Origin of the sequence: Paenibacillus sp. EC2-1, assembly GCF_049311625.1 — a bacterium.
Lineage (GTDB): Bacteria > Bacillota > Bacilli > Paenibacillales > Paenibacillaceae > Paenibacillus_AQ.
Window position 1 is genome coordinate 927,467 of the sequence record NZ_CP186006.1, and the last position, 25,131, is coordinate 952,597.

The 25,131-nt window shown below is 44.1% G+C and carries 24 protein-coding genes and 1 other annotated feature; of the genes, 17 read left to right on the plus strand and 7 right to left on the minus strand.

The features are described from left to right. The first annotated feature begins 66 nt into the window (after positions 1–66). Positions 67–1,431, plus strand: a complete 1,365-nt coding sequence (locus tag ACK8P5_RS04425; protein ID WP_422659775.1) for a sugar ABC transporter substrate-binding protein — start codon at positions 67–69, stop codon at positions 1,429–1,431. A 79-nt stretch (positions 1,432–1,510) separates the two neighbouring features. Here the strand turns inward: ACK8P5_RS04425 and ACK8P5_RS04430 are convergent, their stop codons facing one another. Together ACK8P5_RS04430 and ACK8P5_RS04435 are read right to left on the minus strand one after the other, a co-directional pair. Then, on the minus strand, positions 1,511–3,253 hold the full coding sequence (locus ACK8P5_RS04430; RefSeq protein ID WP_422659776.1) for a methyl-accepting chemotaxis protein: 1,743 nt from the start codon (positions 3,251–3,253) through the stop codon (positions 1,511–1,513). A gap of 310 nt (positions 3,254–3,563) precedes the next feature. Beyond that, positions 3,564–4,313: an SDR family NAD(P)-dependent oxidoreductase gene (locus ACK8P5_RS04435; protein WP_422659777.1), complete on the minus strand. Its 750-nt coding sequence runs from the start codon at positions 4,311–4,313 to the stop codon at positions 3,564–3,566. Between the two features lie 151 nt (positions 4,314–4,464). On the opposite strand from ACK8P5_RS04435, the gene ACK8P5_RS04440 reads away from it, so the two are divergent. The 3 genes from ACK8P5_RS04440 to ilvA all read left to right on the plus strand — a co-directional run bounded on the left by ACK8P5_RS04440 (position 4,465) and on the right by ilvA (position 7,774). Then, positions 4,465–5,361: a LysR family transcriptional regulator gene (locus tag ACK8P5_RS04440; RefSeq protein ID WP_422659778.1), complete on the plus strand. Its 897-nt coding sequence runs from the start codon at positions 4,465–4,467 to the stop codon at positions 5,359–5,361. Positions 5,362–5,722: 361 nt separating this feature from the next. Continuing rightward, complete coding sequence (locus ACK8P5_RS04445; RefSeq protein ID WP_422659779.1) at positions 5,723–6,337, plus strand: alpha/beta hydrolase; 615 nt, start codon at positions 5,723–5,725, stop codon at positions 6,335–6,337. A 168-nt stretch (positions 6,338–6,505) separates the two neighbouring features. Further along, the gene (gene ilvA / locus ACK8P5_RS04450; protein WP_422659780.1) at positions 6,506–7,774 is read left to right on the plus strand and encodes a threonine ammonia-lyase IlvA; all 1,269 of its coding nucleotides are present in this window, start codon (positions 6,506–6,508) and stop codon (positions 7,772–7,774) included. 132 nt (positions 7,775–7,906) lie between these two features. On the opposite strand, the gene ACK8P5_RS04455 is transcribed toward ilvA, so the two are convergent. After that, positions 7,907–8,569 (minus strand): DUF1129 family protein, encoded by a 663-nt coding sequence (locus tag ACK8P5_RS04455; RefSeq protein WP_422659781.1) that lies wholly within the window; start codon positions 8,567–8,569, stop codon positions 7,907–7,909. Positions 8,570–8,810: 241 nt separating this feature from the next. Here ACK8P5_RS04455 and ACK8P5_RS04460 point away from each other — a divergent pair, with 241 nt between their 5' ends. Together ACK8P5_RS04460 and ACK8P5_RS04465 are read left to right on the plus strand one after the other, a co-directional pair. Further along, positions 8,811–8,996 carry a hypothetical protein gene (locus ACK8P5_RS04460; RefSeq protein WP_422659782.1) on the plus strand — a complete coding sequence of 62 codons (186 nt, stop codon included), beginning with the start codon at positions 8,811–8,813 and terminating at the stop codon, positions 8,994–8,996. Between the two features lie 129 nt (positions 8,997–9,125). After that, positions 9,126–9,953, plus strand: coding sequence for an alpha/beta hydrolase family protein (locus tag ACK8P5_RS04465; protein WP_422659783.1), 828 nt, complete (start codon positions 9,126–9,128; stop codon positions 9,951–9,953). An 89-nt stretch (positions 9,954–10,042) separates the two neighbouring features. Here the strand turns inward: ACK8P5_RS04465 and ACK8P5_RS04470 are convergent, their stop codons facing one another. Continuing rightward, a complete protein-coding gene (locus ACK8P5_RS04470; RefSeq protein ID WP_422659784.1) occupies positions 10,043–10,579 on the minus strand; it encodes a DoxX family protein in 537 nt (178 codons plus the stop codon). 336 nt (positions 10,580–10,915) lie between these two features. Here ACK8P5_RS04470 and ACK8P5_RS04475 point away from each other — a divergent pair, with 336 nt between their 5' ends. From ACK8P5_RS04475 to ACK8P5_RS04495, 5 genes are all read left to right on the plus strand, one after another. Then, on the plus strand, positions 10,916–12,043 hold the full coding sequence (locus ACK8P5_RS04475) for a DUF3048 domain-containing protein (protein WP_422659785.1): 1,128 nt from the start codon (positions 10,916–10,918) through the stop codon (positions 12,041–12,043). Positions 12,044–12,265: 222 nt separating this feature from the next. Further along, a complete protein-coding gene (locus tag ACK8P5_RS04480; RefSeq protein ID WP_422659786.1) occupies positions 12,266–12,880 on the plus strand; it encodes a DUF47 domain-containing protein in 615 nt (204 codons plus the stop codon). Positions 12,881–12,893: 13 nt separating this feature from the next. Then, the gene (locus tag ACK8P5_RS04485) at positions 12,894–13,883 is read left to right on the plus strand and encodes an inorganic phosphate transporter (RefSeq protein WP_422659787.1); all 990 of its coding nucleotides are present in this window, start codon (positions 12,894–12,896) and stop codon (positions 13,881–13,883) included. 128 nt (positions 13,884–14,011) lie between these two features. Next, positions 14,012–14,968 carry a magnesium/cobalt transporter CorA gene (corA, locus tag ACK8P5_RS04490; protein ID WP_422659788.1) on the plus strand — a complete coding sequence of 319 codons (957 nt, stop codon included), beginning with the start codon at positions 14,012–14,014 and terminating at the stop codon, positions 14,966–14,968. A 66-nt stretch (positions 14,969–15,034) separates the two neighbouring features. After that, positions 15,035–15,406, plus strand: a complete 372-nt coding sequence (locus ACK8P5_RS04495) for a YrhK family protein (RefSeq protein WP_422659789.1) — start codon at positions 15,035–15,037, stop codon at positions 15,404–15,406. Positions 15,407–15,587: 181 nt separating this feature from the next. Here the strand turns inward: ACK8P5_RS04495 and ACK8P5_RS04500 are convergent, their stop codons facing one another. Next, positions 15,588–16,166, minus strand: coding sequence for a hypothetical protein (locus ACK8P5_RS04500; RefSeq protein ID WP_422659790.1), 579 nt, complete (start codon positions 16,164–16,166; stop codon positions 15,588–15,590). A gap of 266 nt (positions 16,167–16,432) precedes the next feature. On the opposite strand from ACK8P5_RS04500, the gene ACK8P5_RS04505 reads away from it, so the two are divergent. The 4 genes from ACK8P5_RS04505 to rlmD all read left to right on the plus strand — a co-directional run bounded on the left by ACK8P5_RS04505 (position 16,433) and on the right by rlmD (position 20,244). Next, positions 16,433–16,723 (plus strand): YerC/YecD family TrpR-related protein, encoded by a 291-nt coding sequence (locus ACK8P5_RS04505; protein WP_422659791.1) that lies wholly within the window; start codon positions 16,433–16,435, stop codon positions 16,721–16,723. A gap of 1 nt (position 16,724) precedes the next feature. After that, positions 16,725–17,486 (plus strand): sirohydrochlorin chelatase, encoded by a 762-nt coding sequence (locus tag ACK8P5_RS04510; RefSeq protein ID WP_422659792.1) that lies wholly within the window; start codon positions 16,725–16,727, stop codon positions 17,484–17,486. A gap of 20 nt (positions 17,487–17,506) precedes the next feature. Further along, positions 17,507–18,388 carry a diacylglycerol kinase gene (locus ACK8P5_RS04515; protein ID WP_422659793.1) on the plus strand — a complete coding sequence of 294 codons (882 nt, stop codon included), beginning with the start codon at positions 17,507–17,509 and terminating at the stop codon, positions 18,386–18,388. 290 nt (positions 18,389–18,678) lie between these two features. After that, positions 18,679–20,244 (plus strand): 23S rRNA (uracil(1939)-C(5))-methyltransferase RlmD, encoded by a 1,566-nt coding sequence (gene rlmD, locus ACK8P5_RS04520; protein WP_422661370.1) that lies wholly within the window; start codon positions 18,679–18,681, stop codon positions 20,242–20,244. A gap of 83 nt (positions 20,245–20,327) precedes the next feature. Here the strand turns inward: rlmD and ACK8P5_RS04525 are convergent, their stop codons facing one another. Together ACK8P5_RS04525 and ACK8P5_RS04530 are read right to left on the minus strand one after the other, a co-directional pair. Further along, on the minus strand, positions 20,328–21,119 hold the full coding sequence (locus tag ACK8P5_RS04525; protein WP_422659794.1) for a class I SAM-dependent methyltransferase: 792 nt from the start codon (positions 21,117–21,119) through the stop codon (positions 20,328–20,330). A gap of 72 nt (positions 21,120–21,191) precedes the next feature. Then, positions 21,192–21,404: a binding site (T-box leader), on the minus strand. 396 nt (positions 21,405–21,800) lie between these two features. Then, positions 21,801–22,604, minus strand: coding sequence for a hypothetical protein (locus tag ACK8P5_RS04530; protein ID WP_422659795.1), 804 nt, complete (start codon positions 22,602–22,604; stop codon positions 21,801–21,803). Between the two features lie 584 nt (positions 22,605–23,188). On the opposite strand from ACK8P5_RS04530, the gene ACK8P5_RS04535 reads away from it, so the two are divergent. Together ACK8P5_RS04535 and ACK8P5_RS04540 are read left to right on the plus strand one after the other, a co-directional pair. Next, positions 23,189–23,344 (plus strand): hypothetical protein, encoded by a 156-nt coding sequence (locus tag ACK8P5_RS04535; RefSeq protein WP_422659796.1) that lies wholly within the window; start codon positions 23,189–23,191, stop codon positions 23,342–23,344. A 2-nt stretch (positions 23,345–23,346) separates the two neighbouring features. After that, on the plus strand, positions 23,347–24,837 hold the full coding sequence (locus ACK8P5_RS04540) for a recombinase family protein (RefSeq protein WP_422659797.1): 1,491 nt from the start codon (positions 23,347–23,349) through the stop codon (positions 24,835–24,837). Positions 24,838–25,131 lie beyond the last annotated feature (294 nt).

The window sequence follows — 25,131 nt, forward strand, 5'->3', positions numbered from 1 at the left end:
TGTATGATGTGTTCAGATCAGCATACCTAGTTACATGATTTGGAGAGGGGTAACAAGGGGATGAGAATGAAGAAAGTAATAGCACTTATAACAGCGTTCACGATCGTATTATCCATATCCGCATGTGGTGGAAAGACAGCTGCTCCAGAAGTGGAGCCACAAGCGCCGGTTGATCAACCCACAGGGGCTAAGACCGCCCCGCCTCCGGTTGATCAACCAGATGGAGCGTTGACTCCGCCACCACCAACAGAATCATCGAACGGTGCCAAGACAGCACCACCAGATGCGAATGGCTCAGAATTCAAAGCTGAAGCTGATGCGAAATTGGTAGTATGGGAGAGTAAAGGAGCGGGAACTTACCCAGAAGAATTGATCAAGGAGTTTACAGATAAATATGGGGTGGAGGTTACTCGGGAAGTTATAGATTCCGTCGAACAAGCAGATCGACTGGCACAAGAAGGAGCATCTGCAGCAGATGTTATGATGCTCCCTAGTAGAGAACTTGGGAAAGCAGTAGAAGCCGGGTTAGTTCTGCCGAACGATCTATTTGAAGTTGAAGCAAGAAGGATGAATGCGAAGAACATCGTTGAAGGTGTATCTTATCATGGGATCGTGTATGGATACCCCTTCGCAGCAGACACATATCTGCTATATTACAATAAGAAACTAATTCAAGAAGCACCAAGAACGTTTGATGATGTCATTGACTTCAGTAAGAAGTTTACGAATAAAACGACCAATACATATGGGATCATGTGGGACGTTAGCAATCTATACTTCAGTTATCCATTCCTCGCGTCAAGTGGCGGTTACATCTATGGCAAGGGTGGTACAGATATTAACGATATGGGTCTGAATAGTGCGGAGGCTCAGCGGAGTATGAAGGTATTCTCTCGTTTAAGAGAGGTTCTTCCTCTGCAATCGGATAAGCTCACACAAGATTTCAAAAGAGAGCGATTTACTACAGGTCAGCTTGCGATGGATATCAGCGGTCCTGAGATGCTTAGTGATTATAAAAAGGCACTTGGAGATCAGTTAGGCGTTGCTCCACTTCCTGCAGTCGCGGGATATCCTGCGGTCTCCTTCGCGGATATTAAGGCTTGGTATGTGAATGCAGATAGTAAGTATCCTAATGCAGCAAAATTGTTTGCTTATTACGCATCATCTAGGGAAGCGCAGCTGAATTACAGTGTGCAAACGGGGGCAATCCCGACAAATATAGAGGTGCAGCAATCGGAACACATCCTAAGCGCCCCCTATATGTCAGCGTTTATCGCTCAGCTTGGCAATGCTCAAGCCGTACCAAATCTGCCAGAGATGGATCTTGTATGGAGGCCGGTGGATGCTGCGCTAGCTGATATATGGGATAACCAAAAAGATGCGAAAGCGGCACTTGATCATGCCGTGAAAGAGATTCAAGCACCGAAATAAATGTTCTTAATGACAGAAAAAGAAGATGCCAGCGATGATTGATTGCTGTGCATCTTCTTTATTATCCACGCTTAATCTATTATCCTTGAAGCTTAAATACGCGAACTTCTTTCTCGAGATCATTCACCATGGTTTCTAGCATCGTTGAGGCACTAGCAATCTCCTGCATAGAGGCCATCTGTTCCTCGGATGATGCAGCAACGACTTGAGTGTGTTCGGACGCGCTACGTCCGATTTTAGCCAACTCGCTTAGTGAATTCGATACTTGTCTGCTTCCTGCAGACATTTGCTCCGCAGAAGCAGATACTTCATGGACCTGCTCGTTGACACTCTGAAGAGCGGCAACAATTTCGCCGAAGACGTCCCCAGCCTTCTGAACGGACCCGACTCCTTGCTCTACTTGACCCATACTGGTATTCATTGCGCTTGAAACACGCGTAACATAAGTTGAAATTTCAGCCAGCATGGTGGAAATTTGTTCAGACGAGCTGCCAGACAGCTCGGCAAGCTTACGCACCTCCTGCGCAACAACGGCAAACCCTTTGCCTTGCTCACCAACTCGCGCTGCTTCAATGGATGCGTTGAGCGCAAGTAAATTGGTTTGGCCTGCGATATTAGAGATGATACTGACGATCTGTTGAATTTCATGTGACCGAGCTTCTAGTTCATTCAAGATGTCTACCGTATTGGAGACGGTCGTATGAATTTCCCTCATGTCCTTGACTGAATGTTGAATGACTTCGTTTCCAGATTCCGCTTTTTGCGCGACCTCGTATGAATGCTCAGACAACATCGAAGAATGCTCCGCAATTCGCTGGATGCCGTTCGTCATTTCTTCCATCGCTATCTGGCTTTCCATCGTAGACTGCATTTGGGTCTCAGATCCTTGGGCGACATGTTGAATAGCCATTGTAATTTCCTCAGTCGCCTTTGAGGTCTGGTCCGCGCTCATGACTAAGGATTTAGAAGATTGGGACACTTTTTCTGAAGTCTGCTGGACATTCTGGATTAGGTTCCTGATGTTTCCGATCATGGTATTAAAGTTCGCAGACAGCACACTAACTTCATCTTTGTTTGTTACGCGAGCCTCGACAGTGAGGTCACCCTGAGCGGCTCTGGCGCTAAGCTCAGATAACTGGATGATCGGACGTAGCGTAAACCGTACAAGGAACACTAGGAGTAAAATGAACATAAGTACGACAATGGAGCCAATGATGCTTGTTTTGATAATGACGGCCCTTTGCTGCTTGGCAACTGAGGAATAATCAAAATCGATACCGAAGATTGCGACTTCTTTGCCACTGCTATCTTTCATGGAGCTGATGACGCTGACCCACGTACCGAATTCATCAGTATAGACTTCGGATGTTGCATATCCTTTCTCATTCATTTCAGCCAGCGCTTTTGCAAACGCACCTTTTGCTTCATACATGTCACCCGATTTTAGCCCTGAATCGTATAGCTCTTTGTTAGCTAGAATCAGCTGTAGATTAGCGTTATCTCCCTTTATCGTTTCGGGTATATAGAGGTAGCTGCTGGAAATCATTTGATTGTTTTTCATGCTGTCCAGCTGTTTTTGTAGCTCTATAATGTGCTCTTCTTTCATCAGCTCTTTAGATCCAAGCATGGTCTTAGCTTTCTCGATATGAGGAATACTTTCCACAATGATATTGTGAAGCGTCCATTCCATATTAGAGAGTTCTGTTAGCTGTTGTTTTTTCATCTCTGACTGATTCAATATCGTCACGATCGCTCCTAATAAGAGAAATAACACAGCCAACATAACAATTGATTTGAACACCAAACTGTTTCTTCTTTTCATACACAACCACCTTATACTTATAAAATTCACTGTAGTCATTTCAGCCGCTTCCTGCTACTCAGATACCTAAGTTGACAAAAGCACAGATCTGCACAGTTTTACGATGAATAATATATCGACAACTTCCTTGTTTTTAATGAGGGGGATTTTTTAGTGAAAGAGGACACTGTGATCGTGTCTATTGAAGTCGGGGAAATCTGAGGTAGGATCATTGTTTTGAGAAAAGAACAAAAAGCAGGTCAAGGAAGTTGATCCTTCCTAGCCTGCTTTTTCATTGAAATTATAAAGTAACCTTGAGGTGTAGAGATAATTATTTAAAGGAAGCGTAGCCTTCGTCTGCCATCACGACACTACCATTAATCGCACTTGCTTCTGGAAGTGTTAGCAAATAGACAGAATCAGCAATCTGCTCCGGCTGTGTTAACTTATTCCCCATTACCTTAGCTTTCATCTCATCAACCATACCATTGTCTTTGTAGCCTTGAATGATTGGTGTATCTACGGCCCCTGGAGCCACGGCAACGACACGAATACCATATGGTGCGAGCTCCAGCGCAGCGGATTTGGTCATCATAATGACTGCTCCTTTGGAAGCGTGATAAGCGAATGTACCTGGGGAAGCGAGAAATCCGAAGACGGATGCAGTATTAATAATAACCCCCTGGATGGATAGCTCACGCATTTTTTTACCCGCTGCAATAATACCGTGAGTGACACCATGCTGGTTCACATTAATGACACTGTGGTAATCGGCTAGATTCTGGTCCAGTACGGGAGTAATACGTCCAATACCTGCGTTGTTGAACATCACATCGATTCTACCGTAGGTTTGTACTGCGGTTTCTACCAAAGCTTCTACTTCTTCGTATTTGGACACGTCCGTTTTGACGAAGATGGCTTCTCCACCTGCGGCTTTAATCTGATTGACCGCCTCATTACCAGCAGCCTCGTTAAAGTCTGCAATAACGACTTGATCACCCTTGCTTGCGAATTTCAAAGCCGTTTCTTTACCGATTCCACTTGCTCCACCTGTGATAACTGCAACTCTTTTATTAGACATCTAAAATTCCTCCTTCAAGAAATGTAAATGGGTTCATGATTTAAATCCGTCTGTCTATGATCTTTCTATCATTATCGTAGCACTGCTTTATGTTTATAGAAATTTAATTATAATTAATATTAATTAAGTACGACTTAATAGAGGTGGAGACATGAATCTTGAGCAGATGGAGTACATCGTACAGGTGGCAAAGACAGGCTCTTTAACGAATGCTGCACAGCAGTCACATGTAACCTTATCGGCTATCAGCCAGGCGATCTCATCTATGGAAGCGGAATTAGGAATAACTCTTTTTACGAGAGCGCGCGGTTCTGGAGCTATACCAACGGCTGAAGGTCAGGTTATTATTCAAAAAGCTAATGAAGTGCTAGTGAAGGTACATGAGTTACAAGAAGAGGCCCAATCATTTAGCAATGAGTTGAGCGGTAAGTTAAAGATCGCTACTATTCCAGGACCAATGCATCTGTTGGTTGATATTATTGCAAGCTTCAAGAAAGAACATCCAAGCGTGAAGATCGAAGTATATGAAAAAGGACCGAAAGAGATTCTGCATGATATCGAACATAATCATATGGATGCCGGTCTGATTGTGCTCTCAGAGAATCTCGTTGAGATGAATAAAGAGCTTTCTTTTGAACGCTTATGGGAAGGGAAGATCGTCGTAGGCGTCAGTAAAAATTCACCTCTATCTCTCGAGAAATCGATTACGCCAGAGAAGTTGGTGACTCAAACGTTAGTCTTATATGATGATGAACAGATTCGGGATTTTGTATCGGAGTTTATCTCTTCCTTCGGAAAGCCGGACATCTTATTCATCTCGAACAACACGCAAGCCATCAACAATGCAGTTCTTGCGGGATTAGCGGTAACCCTTGGGCTTGATTACTCATTTCAGGGTCGGGATCATCAGCTTGGACGTGATATCGTAGCTGTTCCCTTGGAGATTCCACAATTAAAGCCTGTATATTACGGGTGGGTTAACGCGAAGGGAAAGCATGCGTCTCACCTATCAAAAAGGTTTATGAATAAGCTTAAATATGAACTGTAGAAGGATGAGTACGTCGTTTCATCTGGAATATCATCTAAACAAAATATAATTTTTTGTGAAAACACCCAACACGTAAGCTGACACATTGTGTATCTTTTGATATAATAAAGGAGTTACGGGGGAACACGTACGGTATATACAGATTAGATATATAGAAGAGAGAAGGCCTTCCAAGCTATTGGAGGGCCTTTTCCTATACTTTGAAACTGGAAATGAGGGGAACAGCTAGGGTTGATTTTTAAGATGAATGTGGTAATATGGAATAAAGAATCTTAATGTTAAGATAATTAGAAATTTGATTGATAGATCAGTATCTGATTTAAATATTAGCATGTAGGTTATCTGGAGGGAGATGTTTACTATGCAACATCATCATTTATACCAACAAGGGACATCCGCGGATGCCATAACGTTGTTGTTGCTTCATGGAACGGGAGGCAATGAGGAGGATTTGTTACCACTAGCGGAGATGATTTCTAAGGACGCAAACATTCTTAGTGTACGAGGGAATGTATCGGAGAATGGAATGCCGCGCTTCTTCAGAAGACTCGCTGAGGGTGTTTTTGATATCGAGGATCTCATTCAGCGTACTCATGATTTGAAGGAATTTATTGATCAAGCTGCTGAGAATTATAATTTTGACCGGAAACGCGTAGTTGCTGTAGGTTACTCGAATGGTGCGAATATCGCAGCAAGTCTGCTCTTTCACTATAGTGATGCACTTCAAGGTGCGGTGCTGCATCATCCAATGGTTCCGTTAAGAGACAAGGAACTGCCGGATTTGTCTGGCGTACCTGTGTTCATCGCAGCTGGCAGACGGGATATGATGTGTCCTCCGCAGGAATCGGAGGATCTGAACTCGATGCTGACCGAAGCGGGCGCGGATGCACAGCTTCACTGGGAGCAAGGTGGGCATCAGTTGAGCCTTACGGAAGTAGAGGCTGCTGCAATCTGGTTTAAGCAGAAATTCGCATAATACGATACTACAGTTGCAGAGAAAAAGGATGACTTATTTCATATAAGTCATCCTTTTTTGCGGTTTACCCAAGAAATTTTTAGGAAAAGTGATACAATAGGATAAATACAAGTTCAAGGGTAGACGGAAGGCATCCGCCACCCGGGCCGCGAAGTGGAGTGAGAGAATATGGAAGAAACACAAACTCAGAGAAAAACCGTTGGTATGGAAGATATCGTACGTGCTCACCACGTGCTGCGAGAGGTGATTATTCGCACACCACTCCAGAAAGATGCGGTGCTGTCTGCCAAACACGGTTGTAATGTGTACTTGAAGCGTGAAGATTTACAGGTAGTCCGGTCCTTTAAGATCCGGGGTGCTTACAATATGATTCGCAGTCTGACAGATAAGGAATTGGCAGCTGGGATTGTCTGTGCGAGTGCTGGAAACCATGCACAGGGTGTTGCCTTCTCTTGTAATGTACTTAATATTCGCGGCAAGATATATATGCCAAGCACGACACCGAATCAAAAAGTGAAGCAGGTCAAGCGATTTGGTGGAAGCAGTGTGGAGGTTATTTTAACAGGGGATACGTTCGACGATGCATATGATCAGGCCATGAAGGTATGTAACGAGCAGGGAATGACTTTCATTCATCCATTCGACGAGGCCCGAATTGTTGCGGGTAATGGAACGATCGGAATGGAAGTTATGGAAGAATTGGATGCTCCGGCAGACTATATGTTCGTGACGATTGGTGGAGGCGGTCTTGCCGCGGGTGTTGCGACATATGTGAAAACGGTAAGTCCAATGACACAGATTATTGGTGTTGAGCCGCTTGGAGCCGCTTCGATGACGGAAGCTAAGCAGCGCGGGGAAGTTGTTACACTTCATGAGATCGATAAGTTTATTGATGGGGCAGCCGTCAAACGTGTTGGTCAGCTTACGTACGATATCTGTAATGAAAAATTAGATGATATTGTCTTGGTACCAGAAGGCAAGGCGTGTACTACGATTCTTGAACTGTATAACGAGAATGCAATTGTTGCAGAACCTGCGGGTGCTTTATCTGTAGCAGCCCTTGATTTATATGGAGATAAGATTCGGGGTAAGAATGTAGTCTGTGTCATTAGTGGCGGTAACAATGATATTGACCGGATGCAGGAGATTAAGGAACGTTCGTTGATCTATGAAGGATTGAAGCACTACTTCATGATCAATTTCCCGCAGCGTGCGGGGGCTTTGCGAGAATTCCTAGAGGAAGTACTTGGACCGAATGATGATATAGCACGATTCGAATATACGAAGAAGCATAATAAGGAAGACGGACCTGCACTAGTGGGGATTGAGCTGATGTATCCGGAGGACTACGGTTCACTGATTGAGCGCATGAACCGAAAAGGTCTTGATTATACAGAGCTGAACAAAAACATGAACTTGTTCAATCTGTTGATCTAAATCGTTGACTTGATATGTTGAGAGCATACTCTCTTGAAAAAAAGGAGTTGTCCCAAAAGTAGATTTTCTACTGCGGAACAGCTCCTTTTTATGCACTCAGGGGTATTGAAAGTGTACGATCCGACTTCAATGTTATCTTCGGAAAAATAACAATTTTGTCCCAATAAGACCGATGATGAATATCACAAGGCTGCCCCATGGCGGGATGACCAACACGGGAAGAGCGCGACCAAGCCATACGCCTATCATGAGAATCACTACTGCGACTGCGGTATAGATGCCCATGCCCCGTATATTGATTTTGCGTTTGTTCTCCTCTGGTTTAAAGGTTTCTCGGTTCATGAAATTCATAATTAGTTTGATCAGGATATAGGCACCAGCAGCAATAAGTACAAGTGTAGAAACTCGTACTTGAGACACTTTCTCCACAGATCCACCCGTCCATTGTGTAACGAACCCAATAAGAGCCTGTGCGAAAAAGAACCAAGTAAGAGCGACCCATGGAATCATAATGATGTATTGTAGCTGACTTAGGCCTTTCTGTTTCGGGAGGTTCTGAACAAGTTTCTCACAATAAGTAACTGGCTCGCTGCCAAATACTTCTTCTGCACTTTTACCATTACGCTGCGCCTCTAGTAGATGCTGACCGATCTCTAGGAGCAGCTCTTCTCCCCGGAGTTCATTCACTGGGCTCGTACGAATGTAGATAACCATATCCTCGTAATATTTCAAATTGGAAGGTGTCATTTGCTCTTGTAATCGGTTGTTCTCTCGGATCATCTGCTGTTTCTTCATCGTTGTGTACCTCCATTGCTCTAAATATGATCCATGCTATATTTCAGCGTTCCCCAATTCTACTGGGATCTGTTACGGGGTGTATACAAAATTGAGAATGTACAAAGTATATCACACTAGGTTGTATTGCAAGCTACGACGCGAAAAAAGTGAACCTTTTGTTAATGAGAATAATCCACGCTCAGACTCTTAACAATATAACCAGTCTTTAAACAAGTACACAAGAAAGGGTGACATCCGCATGGCTCGAGAGAACAGTGCACGTAATTCAGTAAGAGCAAGACAAGCTACTGATGAAAAAATGATTAAGGATAAGGACAAAGAGACGGCGGTTGCAGCTAATCTGTGGGGAGAAGTAGCAGAGGAAGAAGAGTGGATTAAAGGACGACTCGAGACACGTTCTATGTTCCTTCGTAGTTATGATTAATCACGTTATGGATTAGATTAGATCCCGTTGACAATTCGTATAAGGTGATGCTAAGATAAATTTAATTAATTCATATTAAACTTATCGGAATTATATAATATACGAATGGTCACTCGGGGAGGAATGGACATGGAGCGGCAAATTATTATTCGACACGATCAAGAGGAGTTAACCGCAAGTATTCACTATCCATCAACTGATAGGAATCAGGAGGGACGCTGCAATCGTGTTCCACTGGCTGTCATCTGCCATGGTTTTGTGGGGAGTCGCATCGGTGTAGATCGTCTGTTCGTGAAGACGGCACGGGAGCTTGTTGAGGATGGATACATGGTTGTTCGCTTCGATTATATCGGTTGTGGCGAAAGCTCAGGTTCTTATGGTGCAGAAGGATTGGAGTCTATGATTGCTCAGACCCGTTCCGTGCTCGATTATGCGCTTAGCTGCGCCGATGTCGATCCAACCCGAGTGACGTTGATCGGACATAGTCTTGGAGGTGCGGTTGCTCTTCAGACGGCTGTTCGTGATCAGCGTGTGAAGAATCTTGTTCTCTGGTCCGCAGTCGGTTATCCGTTTAATGATATCGTGACGATCACAGGCCGTAGTGTGTATGATGAGTCCGTGAAGTCTGGAAGCGCAGATTATTTGGGATATGAGTTTACGCCCACCTTTTTCGAATCATTGGCAGCAGGACAGCCGTTTCAGGAAGCCGTCAAGTTCAGTGGAGATGTATTAGTGATTCACGGAACTTCTGACGATATTATCCCGGTTGATTATGCGTTTCTGTTTCAAAAAGTGTTCTGGATGCGCCCCGAAGGACGATGCGATAAAGAGATTATCTTTCAGGGGGACCACACCTATTCCGCAGGGCCGCAGCGCGCTCAGTTACTTAAGCGAACTCGCGATTGGTTAAGGGAACTTGAGAGTCAGCAGCAGGAATGGCAGCACTGGAGTATTTAAGCGATCGTAAGGAACAGATGAAGACCTCCACACCACCCGAAATCGGGAGATGTGGAGGTCTTTTTATCGTGATATATTGTATTACTGGATTAAGCAGTGGTGTGCTTTTTGAATATTTTACCGCCGCCTAGGTGTTTCTTATGACCGTCTTCTTTTTTAAACAATCCCCGAAGGTAAGGAAGTACATAATAGTCGAGACCAATCTTACCAGCATTCGCAGCTGCCACGATAATCAGTACTTCAAGCAGTAACAATTGTGCGTTGGTGCTTACTGTGCCCGAGAAGAGGAATGCTGCGTTCATTAAAAGTCCCATCAATGCGGCAAAAGTAGTAAATGTTCCGAGAATCAATCCGAGACCGACTAGGAATTCACCGAGAGGTACAACGAAGTTGAATACGTTCACGCCTGGGAGAGCGACATGCTCTAGGAATGTTGCCCACCAGCCTTGTACGGCAGGATGATCACCTGTTGCACTGGCGATTGCACCTTTCATGAATCCACTAGCATCAAATCCACCCATCAACTTACCCCAGCCTGCTGTTAACCACTGATATCCAACATAGACCCGGATAAAGGTTAGAAGCCACATTGCAATTTTGTTCTCTCTTAGCCAAGTGTTAAACATATGAACCACTCCTCAAATGATTTAGAATTTTTGTATTTATTCGCTTTGGTGTGAGTTGCTTTCTTGTTGTATGTAAGATGATCATCTCTTTCATGTCTTTATTATAAGTGAAAAAAATCACATGACTTGTGATTTAAATCACAATTTTAAATAAATTTTAAAATAAATTTTAAGATAGGCTAAGAAGCTGTTTACCCATGGTGTATATATCGATCTTTCCTATGGCATTACAGACAAAAAATACGTTTTATGATTAAATGTAAAATATAGTATTTTGTCGGATAAGCCAATGTTGATATGTATGTGGGAGTGCTGAGGAAATAGGGGGAAGAAAATATGATGAATCGTAATAAGTCCGTATGGAGGACAAGCATTATTTCTATTACGGCCGTACTTATGCTATCTGCTTGTGGTGGGGAGAAGAAGGAAGCAGAGCCGATCGTTCCGCCAGAGGTGCAGGCCCCAATTGAATCACCCAAGGATGAACAACCTGTGGAGCAAACGGCTGAATTTACGGCACCGCTTACAGGAATGCCACTTGAAGAAGTCTCGAACCGGAGGCCACTAGCTGTTATGGTCAACAATGCACCCGCTGCTCGGCCACAGTCTGGGCTTAGCCAAGCGGATATCGTATATGAAGTGCTTGCTGAAGGCGGGATTACTCGTCTAATCGGTATTTTCCAAAGCCAGACGGATATCGAGAAGATTGGTCCGATTCGCAGTATAAGGCCTTACCTAATTGATATAGGAGAGAGTTATGGTGGGGTGCTTGTTCATGCGGGAGGGAGTCCGGAAGCCTATTCCATTATAAAGAAGCAAGGTAAACAGGACTTGGATGAAATCGGAAGTGCCGGCGCGTATTTCTGGCGTGATAAAGACCGGAAAGCTCCGCATAACCTGTACTCTAGTGATGAGAAGCTCCGTCAGGGAGCAGACAAACACAAGTTCTCGGATGAAGTAAAAATACCGCAGTATACTTTTATTAAGGAAGAGACAGTGGAAGCGGAAGATACAGAAGAGGCAACTAATCAGGCTTCTGATCCAGACACTCAGTCTGGCGAGCCAGCGGCGAAAGTGGATATTACTTTTCTGCTGAAAAACTATGTGGTGGGCTACACCTATGATCAAGAAACGAAGTTGTATCAGAGATACATGAACGGTGAGCCACACATCGATCTGAATGATAAGTCTGTACTTACCGCAGCGAACGTGATTGTCCTCGGGGCGAATCATAAGGTACTTGATGATGTAGGTAGAATATCAGTCGATACTCACTCAGGCGGAGAAGCCATGCTATTTCAACAGGGAAAAGTGATTAGAGGTCAGTGGGTCCGTTCTTCTGGGGATGCTATCCGATTTGTAAAAGATGGTAAAGAGGTGCCTTTGGTCGCAGGTACGACATATTTCAACATCGTCCCGAATAGTCCAGGATTTGAAACACATGTGACCATATCAAATCCGTAATTCCGATTTATTGGGATAAACGACACCGGAGCGGGTAAGTTAATTGTAAGGATAAGTTAGAGCTAGAAAAAAGCTGGTTAAACCTAAGACATTGAGCGAATCTATAGAGGGTTCCATGTAATAGTTTTTATACACACGCATCTTTGGATGTGATAAGATAGTCAAGGTTGTCTTTCCTTTCATTTCGACGTTCTTGGCAATTTTCCGTAAAGGGGTTAGAGTATGAAATTGAAGAAAAAGGATATATTCTTTCAGACGTTGGAGAATATGGCCGACACAATCGTGCAGGCAGCAGATTATTTCTCACAGCACGTTTCTAATCTAAAAGATGTCACAGAATTTGCTAATGAAATGAAAAAATTTGAGTCTCAGTGCGATACATACACGCACACCATCATTACTGAACTCAACAAAACATTTATTACGCCAATCGAACGCGACGACATCATGGATTTGACAACCAGCATGGATGATGTAATGGACGGTCTTGAAGCCACTGCATCCCGATTCTATATGTACCAATTAGGTCAACCTGACGAATATATTGTTCAGTTTGCCGAGATCCTCCGTCAGTCTTCATACGAGATGCAGAAGGCGATTCACTTGCTATCGCAAAAGAAATTGCTGGCTATTCGTGAATACACGATCCGTCTGAATGATCTGGAGAACCAAGGTGACGAGTTGCTGCGTATCTGCATCAAAGACTTGTTCGCAACGGTATCTGATCCGATCGAACTGATCAAACGTAAAGAGATTTACGAACGTCTAGAGACTACCACGGACACTTGCGAAGACGTGGCAAATATGCTCGAATCCATCATTATGCGTAATTCGTAAGGGGTCCTGAACAATGGATACAACTATGCTCGTATTAGGGATTGTCGTATTTCTGGCACTCGCTTTTGACTTCATCAACGGGTTCCATGATACGGCTAATGCCATTGCAACTTCCGTATCGACGAGAGCTTTAAAGCCTCGGACAGCGATTATTATGGCAGCATCCATGAACTTTATCGGTGCGATGATGTTTACTGGTGTAGCCAAAACAATCGGTGGTAGTGTGGCGGATCCGACAACACTCGACAACGGGATTGAAGTCGTTATCGCAACACTTATCGCCGCGATCATCTGGAACTTGGTTACCTGGTGGTTTGGTATTCCGTCATCCTCCTCACACGCTCTCATTGGTGCGTTAGCAGGTGCAGTATATGTTGGAGCGGGTAGTGACAAGCTTAATTATTCAGGATTTACGGATATTGTGCTTGCGCTCGTGTTATCACCAATTATTGCTTTTGTTATCGGATATCTGATCATGCAGCTGCTTAAAGTGATTTTTGCGAAGCGAAGTCCGCATAACGTGAACAAAGGTTTCCGTACGATGCAGATCTTTACGGCAGCACTCCAATCTTTCACGCACGGTACCAACGATGCGCAGAAAGCGATGGGGATTATCACCTTCGCACTCGTGACCTCAGGTCAGCTCAGTGAAATGGAAGTTCCTCTCTGGGTTAAAATATCCGCAGCTACAGCGATGGCGCTTGGTACTTCGGTCGGTGGATGGAAGATCATCAAAACGATGGGTACCAAAATATTCAAAATTGAGCCGATTAACGGATTTGCTGCCGACTTTACTGGCGCGACAGTTATCTTCTCGGCTACACTGCTTCACTTGCCAATCAGTACAACGCATGCCATTACTTCGGCAATCCTCGGTGTTGGCTCAGCCAAACGCTTCTCTGCCGTTAAATGGTCTCTTGCGGGTCGTATCGTAGTGACATGGTTCATTACTATTCCAATTACGGCATTGCTCTCAGGTCTAATCTTCAAAATCCTATTCTAATATGGATTTAACACATACAGATATAATGGATAGCTGTGGAGCCAATCATATAAGATTGGCTTTTTTTGTTTAATATAGAGTAGAAGATCAGATGATAAGAAAGAAGGAAAGAGCGGGGGGCCAAGCTTATGATCCGAACATTAGCAGTAACTCGAAACCGTGAAGCCATGATTGGCCTTCCTCTGGAAGAGCTGAAGATGGAGGAATATGAATGGGTGTGGGTTGACTTTAATATGCCGACACCAGAGGAATCTCGGATGCTGGAAACCTATTTTCATTTTCATCCACTGGCGGTGGAAGATTGTCTACATGTGTTACAGAGACCGAAGCTCGACTATTATGATGATGTACAATTCCTTGTTCTTCACGCCCTCGATGCAGATAATCTGCAAGCTGTAGAGGTCGACTTCTTCCTGTCCCCTAATCTACTTGTGTCGTTTCATATGCAGTCCCTAAATGAAGTGGATGAAGCTTGGGAACGAGTGAGCGAAAGCGTGAAGAAAAGAAGTGTGAAAGTTAATGGGGCTACGTTCTCAGCCTATACGGTGATGGATAAATTGGTGGATCAGTATTTTCCTAGCTTATTCGCTATAGAAGATGAGTTAGCGGATATTGAGAGCAAGGGTGGGGATGAGTCGGTCGATGACTTAGTGCAGCAGGTGTTTGCTATACGCTCCAAGCTACTTAAGCTCAGACGAACGGTTGTCCCCATGCGCGATCTCTTGTACCGGGTTGTGAACTCACAGCATGTTCAGAAACATGGTCATCACGCCTATTTCTCTGATATTTACGATCATTTGTTGAAGCTCACAGATATGATTGAGGTGGATCGAGAGATGACTTCCGATTTACGGGATAGTTATATTTCTCTAAACTCCAATCGGATGAACAATATTATGAAGACGCTAACGGTAATTACTACGATATTTATGCCGCTCACACTGATCGCTGGTATTTATGGAATGAATTTCGATGTAATGCCGGAGCTGCATTGGTCTTTTGGTTATGGAATGGTCCTTTTATTCATGTTCCTGCTGGGTTCAAGTATGGTGCTGTGGTTCGTTCGAAGAGGTTGGTTTAAATAGGTAATGGTCTCATTCGATTCACTCCTGCTAGGACGGGTAAAACCAGACAGAGGAGAGGATTAGGGTATGATGAACAAACTTCGGTATCCGTTTAAAAACACCAAGAAGCACCGATCTGGTGAACCTCTGCGTTCTAGGCTGCTGCGGAGAATGAGTCGTGAAACAAGACGAAGAAGAAGATTAACCGTGACAAGTCGCTATGAGACGGGCATGATTTTAAGCGAAATTTTGACGGCTATGTTATTTATATCGGGAAGTATTATGATGTTTTATTTCCATTTGAAAAGTATTGCGACTGTCCTATATCTAATTGGTAGCATTATGATGCTCCTGAGGTCTGGTCTTCGAGCTTCCTACTGGTTTCGTCTGAAATCGATGGATCAGAATAATCCAGATTGTAATAAAGATGCCACTGGTGGTGGAGGTTGGAGTCGTTAACGGTTATGGCATAATGAATGAGTGCAAGACTTGGGATCTGAAACATCTTATAGAAAAATAGGCCAATCGGAAGCATAAAGGCGTGAGTTAGCCCCTATTGCTCCTTGATTGGCCTGTTTGCTGCTCGGTATGAACTTCCTCAGACACATGAATTCATCACCTTATGGATGAATATCCTTATTTAAGAGCGTCTACGCTTGCCTGAGGAAGGTCTGCGTGAGCCGGCTCCTTGCTTGCTAGAAGAGCCGGAATGGCGTCTTCTTGATCTGGATCCCTTTCGTTTTATCGAATTCGTAGCATTCGATGAAGCGCCTTTACCTTTTTTACCAAAGACTCCGGTGAGTAGAGACATTACAGGAGCAAGCTGCTGTACACCTTGCATGACTTTCTGAACCTTGCCCATGTTCGCAACAAGACCGTCAATACCGCCCATTTTCTCAATAATACCTTTAATATCAAGATTGCTGAGGTTTAGCCCACTAAGTAAACTAGCTAATCCACCACTGGAGCTGCTGTTCGTAGGAGCAGGTGTGATTGCCGATACAGGGACTGGATAATTGCCCCCAACTTCCTGTATCCCTTCAAAGGGGGCTAGAGGAGGCTGCACCGCATTCGAATAAGGATAGAAATCGGAACCTCCAGCTTCTGCCTGGAAGTCAGCATATGGATTAACACCCGGGTAAGGCGCTGTAGGCGGCAATTCACTGATTGCCCGTTGATCAGAGGGCCGGCGGTGGTGATAATAGTGATGACCTGACATGTTTATCACTTTCCTTTTTGGATGGTTTACTATACTGTATGAAATAGGCGGGCTAATGGATTAGGCTCTTGCCCTTGTTTACGGGATAGGAGCGGAAACGGGCGGTTGCCTATACGGGCTGAAAGCTCTTTTTTAATAGGTTATTTTGTCATAAAATTGTAAATGCTATGGTCGTCCTGTAGTGCGTGAAATCGTTAATGCTTGAAAAGATCGTATCGGCTCAGGTACAATGAAAGAGCGTATAAGTAACGGTAGGGGATGATCCAGTGCAATTAAAGAAATTAAATGATAAAAGCATCGATCAATTATTTGAGGCAGTGTTGACATTGAAGAACGTAGAAGAGTGCTATGTATTCTTCGATGATCTATGCACAGTCAATGAAATTCAATCCTTGTCACAGCGTTTGGAAGTCGCTCGAATGCTCGGCAAAGGAAACACATACAACCAGATAGAAGCAGAAACGGGAGCCAGCACGGCTACCATCTCACGTGTGAAGCGTTGCTTGAACTATGGTAATGATGGTTATAAAATGACGCTGGAGCGCTTGGGGCGTTAAGATGAGACCTGGAGTGCTTGTCATCAGTCATGGCTCTAGGGAAGAGGCTTGGGTAACGCTTGTGGACGAAGCGGTTCAAGAGCTTGGGAGGCGTGTAGATATACCGGTTGTAGCTTCATATCTGGAATTGGTTGAAGGTCAACTCATTCAAGATGGTATATTTGCGCTAGAAGACCAGGGTGTCACGGACATGCTGGTTATTCCGTTGTTCGTATCTTCAGGTAGCACGCATATTGATGAAATAGCATACGCTTTGGGTGTGAAGTCTGTTCCTGATAAGGAAACGGATCTAGAGCCGTTTGAGGTGAAGGCACGGGTTCACTTTGGAAACCCAGTTGACGACGATCCTGATATTGCTGTAATGATATGGGATAAGGTTCGTGAACGATCTACAGATCCTTCAAACGAGGTTGTTCTGCTGGTTGGTCATGGCAGTCGCCATGAGCTGTTTCGCACACGCTGGGAACGGGGTATACATTCTTTGGCCCGTCTCGTAGCGGAAGTGAGCGGGGCGTCTGCGGATGCTGCACTACTGAATCCCGGGAATATTCGGGAGAAGGTAGTTGAGTGGAAGGAGCGCGGCTACGAGGTGATCGTGGCTCCGCTTTTTTTAAGTGAGGGGTATTTTACCGAGAAGGTAATCCCGGACCGGCTTGAGGGGCTTTCGTGTCGTTATTCAGGCCGAACGTTGTTACCTCATCCATTGCTTCCGCAGTGGATGCTGCGCCAGGTTCATACTCTTCTTGAACCCTTGAAATCATGAGTACAGGTGGCGTATCGTAAATGAGAAAAGCACGTTTAATTTATAATCCCACCTCTGGGCGGGAGGAAATGAAGCGGCGACTTGCCGATATACTGCAGCGTTTAGATAACGCAGGTATTGAGACCTCTTGTCATGCGACAACCGGTGAGGGCGATGCGACTCTCGCAGCCGCAGAGGCAGTGGAGCGGGGCTATGACCTTATCATTGCCGCTGGCGGTGATGGAACCTTGAATGAAGTTATCAATGGCATGGCGGAGAAAGAGAATATCCCACCTTTGGGTGTGTTCCCACTGGGAACGACGAACGATTTTGCCCGGGCACTTGGCATCCCGAAGAACTGGGAAGAGTACTGTGATCTAGTGATCCGTAATGTGACTCGGCCCATTGACCTCGGTAAGGCAAATGATCGTTATTTCATTAATATTGCAGGCGGCGGTACACTCACAGAGCTTACGTATGAGGTGCCGAGTAAGCTGAAGACGATGATTGGCCAGTTAGCCTATTATCTGAAGGGCTTGGAGAAGATGGTCAGTCTGACGCCGCAGGAGCTGATCATCAAGGCGAACGGCCAAGAGATGATTCATGATGAGTTCATGGTATTCCTTATCGCGAATAGTAACTCGGTTGGCGGCTTTGAGAAGCTGGCTCCAGGGGCGAGCATCGATGATGGTCTGTTCGACGTCATTGCACTTCGGAAATGTAACCTTGCAGAATTCGTTCGTGTTGTCTCGCTCGCTTTGCGTGGGGAGCATATCAACGATAAGAAAGTCATTCACTTCCGGACCGATTATATGGAGGTTGTCTCCCCAGGACCGGTGCAGCTGAATGTGGATGGTGAATTCGGTGGTGTATTGCCGGGAACGTTCCGGAATCTGCCGCAGCATCTAAGGATTTTTGCATAAGGTAGGAATTAGATTGAATGTCATAGGAAGCTCCCGTATAATGATGGACGGAGCTTTGTCGACTAGCTCCCCCGTGGGGGCTTTTTTGTTGTTTATGACAGGGCTTTAGTATGGATGCCATGAATAGAGAGAATATAGAGTGATATGGATGTACTTCGTCGTATGAATGGATGAGTTGAGGTAAGCTCTCCTCGACTTGAATAGATAGATGAAATGTTGAAGTGTTCCCGTGCGTGGGATCATGATTAGATATATTAATAAGCTGAATGGAAAGAAGTGATCTGCACAACATGAAGAAGAACCGCAGCGGACGCGGTCCGCAACGCAGTAATAAGCCTTCGAATGTTATAGAGGGACTGCCCGTAGGCAAGAACGACGAGGTTGTCATCGACATCATTGGAATGAACCATGACGGCGAAGGCGTAGGCCGCGCTGACGGGTATACATTGTTCGTACAAGGGGCGCTACCTGGCGAAAAGGTTCGTGTAAAAGTGCTTAAGACGAAGAAGCAGTACGGCTATGCGAAGCTCATGGATCTGGTGGAAGCAAGTAAGTCCCGGACTTCGGCCCCTTGTCCTATCTATGATCGGTGCGGTGGCTGCCAGCTCCAGCATATGGATTATGCTGGGCAGCTAGCGTGGAAGCGTCAGCTGGTGGTGGACAACCTGGAGCGGATCGGAAAGCTGCGGGTGCTAAAAGAAGACGCTGTAGCTTCGGAGTCAGCGGACTCTCGTGTGGCGCAGGGTGTGAATACGTCCCGGTCTGAAGGGATAACCACGGAAAATGTAGATCTAAGTAGCATAGGAGAGCAGCAGGCTCATTTCGATGGAATTGTTGTGCGCCCAACGCTTGGGATGAGTGAGCCTTGGCGTTACCGCAACAAGTCACAGGTGCCGATTGGTGTTACCGATGGCGGTCTAGTTGGAGGTTTCTACGCCCGTGGCAGCCACCGCATTATCGATATGGAGACATGCCTTATTCAGCATGAGCAGAATGATGTGGTTGTAAATCGTGTGAAGGCGATTGGTCAAAGACTCGGCATTACGGCATACAATGAAGAAACCGGACAAGGCTTGCTACGCCATGTTGTCGTGAAGATTGGTTTTGCCACTGGTGAAATGATGATCGTCCTCGTAACGAATGGTGACCGGATCCCTCGCATGAATGAGTGGATCGCGGCGATTCGTGAGGAGCTGCCGGCTGTGGTGAGTGTCTGTCAGAATGTGAACACACAGAAGACAAATGTGATCTTCGGGGATGTGACCCGTGTCCTGTGGGGACGCGAGGTCATCCATGACTATATCGGAGACGTCAAGTTTGCGATCTCGGCGCGCTCGTTCTATCAGGTGAATCCTGCGCAGACGGAAGTCTTGTATGGGAAGACGGTGGAATATGCCGGACTGACCGGCAACGAGACCGTTATCGATGCGTACTGTGGTATCGGTACAATCTCGCTGTTCTTGGCTCAGCATGCCAAGAAGGTGTATGGCGTTGAGATCGTCAAGGAAGCGATTGAGGATGCTAGAGCGAATGCTAAGCTCAACGAGATGAGTCATGTGGAGTTCGAGGTTGGTGCGTCTGAGGATGTAATTCCTGCATGGAAAGAGAAGGGGATCGAAGCGGATGTCATCGTCGTCGACCCACCGCGAAAGGGCTGCGACCCACGCCTTTTGGAGACGATTCTTGAGATGAAGCCGGAGCGTGTCGTGTATGTGAGCTGTAATCCGTCTACGCTTGCAAGAGATTTGCGGATACTCGAAGATGGAGGGTATCGGACGGTGGAGGTTACGCCGGTGGATATGTTCCCGCATACGGTGCATGTGGAGTGTTGCTCACTGTTGGTCAGGAAAGACTAATAGTTGAGGTGTATTGGCGGATGTAGCAAAGAGGGGTACCCCCCTCTTTTTTTGTTGGGTATTTTATTGTATTATTTTGATTCTTATCTTTTTTGACAGATGTACAGACCATGAGTGCTAATTCCTAGTATGCTTTTTTCTCTGCATGTTTGAAAATGATAGCTTAGCCAAAAATTGAATTCAGTTTCCTCGAGTTTGTCTACATATTCTTGTATCGTGTGGCTTATTCCATCGGTCCCAATATGGTCGACAGTGATGACATCAAAATCCATTAAAAGTCCTTCGATTTCATTCGGACTTGTAAAATAGGCATCCGTCCAAAAACAGTCTGCATCTCCATCAACAATAACACCTTGATTAACTACCTTATCAATTACACCATCCCGAATAAACTTTGGGTCCCTAGTGGCAAGCATCGGTATAACCGAGTATTTATTTATATACGCAATAGCCAAATGCCCCCCCTTCTTCAGTACCCTCAAACATTCCCTTATACAGGTATTTCTATCATCGCCATCTATAATGTGATAGAGAGGACCAAAGCACATTACAAAATCGAATGATTCTGTATCAAATCTGCTCAAGTCTGTGGCATTCTCCACATATGCCTTTAGTTCAATTCCTTTTTCATTACATTTTTTTTGTATCTCACTTACATGCCTTGGAGTAATGTCAATTGCTACTACCTCATGTTGTCTCTCTGCATAATAGAAAGAGTAAACGCCAGTCCCTGCTCCAACATCTAATATTTTCGCCTGTTGTGGCAAAACATCGTTAAGGACATGGGTGGTTGTCAAAAACTCAATTTTTCTTGAGTTTCTTGAGAACCTCGAATCCTCATCAATCAAATCATAATAATTTACTACTTTATCCATTTGCAACATCCCCTTTGTTCATATACTTAAATCCATTTGACAAGCGAAAGCAAAATAAAAAAAATCCCGTCTCTAAGAGACGAGATTTATTCCCGTGGTACCACTCTAATTTGACCGTTACTGGTCCTCTTTTTTTAACGAGGAGAATGTCCCCGATGTACTCTACATAACTTCAAGTACATTTCTCAGAAGTAGGCTTCATTACAGAAGTTGCATCAGGCTTCCACCATCCCCGACTCGCTATTACGACCTTTCTATAACTACTTTCTTCGTCATGGAATTTGAGGTATTTTTTTGAAATTATACTCAATAAATTGCTTTTTATCAACATATAATTTTTTCGCGTATCCTACTGTGAATTATGAACATGTTTGGTGCGCGATTAATTATTTTATGTGAGTCAAGTTACACAATCTTGCCTGTAATAAGAATAATCATATTGCAAATTTGAAGACATGGATACTGTCATAAGTATCATTATTCTAAAGCTTTCTTGCCCCCTCTGAAAGAGTGGTTATTTACTTTCAGTCATTATTCAAAAAAATATCAGGTGCGTCAAACAGCCATAAACTCTATCATAGCTTGCATTTGTCGATGGCTAGGCAATGGGAGGGGGTATACAATACCTTGCTCAGAAGCTAAATATGAACGTCTGAGCAAGGAATACTATGAACCCTTACATCATCCTGCATGTTGATGATATGATTCATCAATAATTAAAGGAGCGGTAAGACCGTCAAACATGAATCCGTCAATGTCTCCTTCTATATAATTGAGGAAAAGCTTAAGCATATCAGTTTTTCTGTCCTTGACCGCCGCTGTTATCTCCTGCTTGTCTTTCCGCCCAAGCGTTCTCCATTCGCGTTTTCCGTTGGTTATGCTCTTAAGTAAGCACCTCAAGCCTGTCATTTCATTCGTATTTGACACAAAACGGAACCCTTCCATTTTGATAAAGTCTTGTTTATCGTACTGTGTTATCGGCTTGAGTTTGGGCTTCAATCGAAACTCAACTCTTGTCATTGGTACAGAATCAACTCCGTGAACTTCTTTTAGTTGCTTCTGCTTGTTGTACTGACAGACCGTACATGCTGACCTGACCGCCCCATAGTACATGGTTGTGTTGTAACGATTAATTTTTATGTTTGTTGGTGGTGGCAATAGAAAGCAGTCCTCATATGGCGTTATGAAGTCAAATGCAACATCCAGTCTGCTAACCCTCCATCGCTCAGGCTCAATCATATTGAATATCTCCAAAGCTTCAATCGGTGGGTTAGCAGGATTAAAAGAAAGCATAGCGTTGAAGTGGCGGTAAACATATCCTTTCATCGGCAATAACCATACTGCAAAGAAGTTGGGCTTTCGCTGATAATAACAATGTTGAAAATAAGGGTTACGCCGTTTACTAGGATACTGTATCTTAATGCGTTCTATTTCATCAGCTGTTAAAGTTGCAACGACTCTTAGCTTGTCTTTAATGATTCTCATACTTTCATATCCCTTCTGTATGCTCTCCTATATTACTAGGAGAGTTTTCTTTATTTGTCGGTGCTTCTCTGATGCCCACCCGAGCCTTCACTTCGTGAAGTCTCATATTTGCTTTATAGGAAAGCAGGACATAAAAAAATGAGAATAAATACCAGTAGTTACCTAGGAATAATGTGATTTTGGTGAACAAGCATTTGTATTATTCTTATAAGCCTTTGGATAATGGAGATTCTATCCACATGAAGGAGCCTATTGCTGATTACTATTTTTATTTACAGCGAATCCCTATGTGGACATTCTCATGAAGAACGAAGCTAACATTATTCAGTGTAAACATGGAGGTAACTGTAAATTTCATGGAATATTAACCATCTGATTGGAACTAGCAATATGTACGAAATTAAGATGCTAGACTAATGGAGTGATTAGGTTACTTTATCGAAATAGTTATCGAGATTAAATATCGGTTCGTTGCATTAACCGCCCGACTTGTAGGATGTAAAAAAAAACAAGAAACTATTTCGCAATTATCTACTACCCTGCCGCGATTGTTAGCCTGATAACGCTCAGGGAGGAATCAACATATGAAAGTTGAACGAACTTATGGAGATAACGTAACGTTTCATGAACTGCTTATGCCGCTTATTAACTCGGAGATTGACAGATTGATAGAACAAGAAGCAGTCTTCCAGTATAATGAAAGTAACGCCAATACATCTCATAGTGAAGAGGTGGCGTAACTATGAGATGTGCAGTATATATTCGTGTTTCGACAGATAAAGAAGAACAAAAAACGTCATTACAAAATCAAAGAAGCTTATTTTACGAATACCTTGAGAAACAAGGGTGGGATGTATTTGACTTCTATGTTGACGTTGAAAGTGGAACAACTGGTAAAAGAGAAAATTTACAACGTCTGATACAGGATGCTAAAGAACGTAAATTTGACGTTATCGCGGCAAAAGAACTGTCACGACTTGCTCGGAATGGCGGTCTTTCCTATCAAATTAGGGATACAGCTATGGAGAAGCGTATTCACATAGTCACACTTGACAATGCAATCAATACGCTTGAGGGCAAAGGTGAGATGTTTGGGCTATATGCTTGGATGTATGAACAGGAATCACAGCGAACGTCCAATCGAATCAAAGCCGCCCTCAACAGTAAAGCAAGAAAAGGTGAGTTTAAAGGCTCAGTTCCGCCATATGGTTACAGACTGATTAGTGGAAAGCTTGTTCTTGCTGAGGACGATACGCCCAACAATGTAATACGGATATTCCGAATGTACTTAGAAGGAAAGGGATTTGACGCTATTGCACGTACTTTAACCCGTGAAGGATGTCCAACACCTGCTCAAGTCATCGGTAAGAAAAATGCAGGGCTATACTGGCAAGGCACATCTATTAAGAAAATCTTGACTAACCCCCATTATGTGGGCGATTTAGTTCAAGGAAGGCAGACAACAGTAAGCGTTACGTCAAAAGTACGCGAAGAAATACCAAGGGAAAAGCAAATTGTTACTGAAAACGCCCACCAAGCTATAATTACAAGAGAAGACTTTGAAGCCGTACAGCAGTACATGGAAGGGCGAAAGCGACAACAAGCAAAGCCCAAGGCTAAAAAGCACCTTTTTACAAATTATCTCTTCTGCGCTGATTGTGGCAAGGCTCTATGGTACGTTCATTATCGTAAGGGCTATGTATGCGGCAACTATTACAAGCATGGAAAGCACGTTTGCAGTCAGCATAGCGTTAAGGAAAAAGAACTCATAGGTGATATCCTAGCTGATATTCGTAACATGACTGAAACTCTCAATGAGAATGAAGTTGTGGGACGGTTAGAGGTAAAGACTTTACAAGCAAGAAAGCAAGCAGAGAAGCAATTGCACACATTGCAAAGGCGCATTGAAAAGTTGAAGGAACAAAAGACAGGGTTAATCAGACTTTTAGCAAGCGGTACGATTGATGAGACCGAATATAAGGAAGCAACTGAGAGTGGCAATGCAGAACTGTGTTGCCTTCAAGAGAAGTTTAAAAGCTTCCAGTCGCTACAAGCAAGTAATAGTACAGGGGAAAGTATCATTCGATTGAAAATAGAACTCAAGCAGTTTATGAAGTTGGAAGAACTGACTTCTGAAATGGTGCATAGGTTTATTGAAAAGATTGAAGTACAGGCGGACGGCTCGGTAAACATTCATTATAAGTTTACCGCCACCGCTTTTCTTACGGCTTAAATTACAGTGACCGACACTCAAGCCATGTGGAGAGTGTGGCGTTACTTAAATGGAAAGGGTCTTCGGATTAAGCCCCTTGCAATAAATCACCCATTCCCTGAGGGCGGGCGATGTTGTAGTGAATCTTGATAGAGTCGTCCTGATGGACTTCTATCTTTTGAATAACCTGATGAAGCAGCTGCTTTTAGTACCTGCTCGTTATTAATGTCAAGTTGTGCAAACAACGAGATTTGTTTCTGAAAGGCACGGAGTTGTTCTTCCGTGTCTTTTTGCGTTTCGAGAATTGATTCTAGT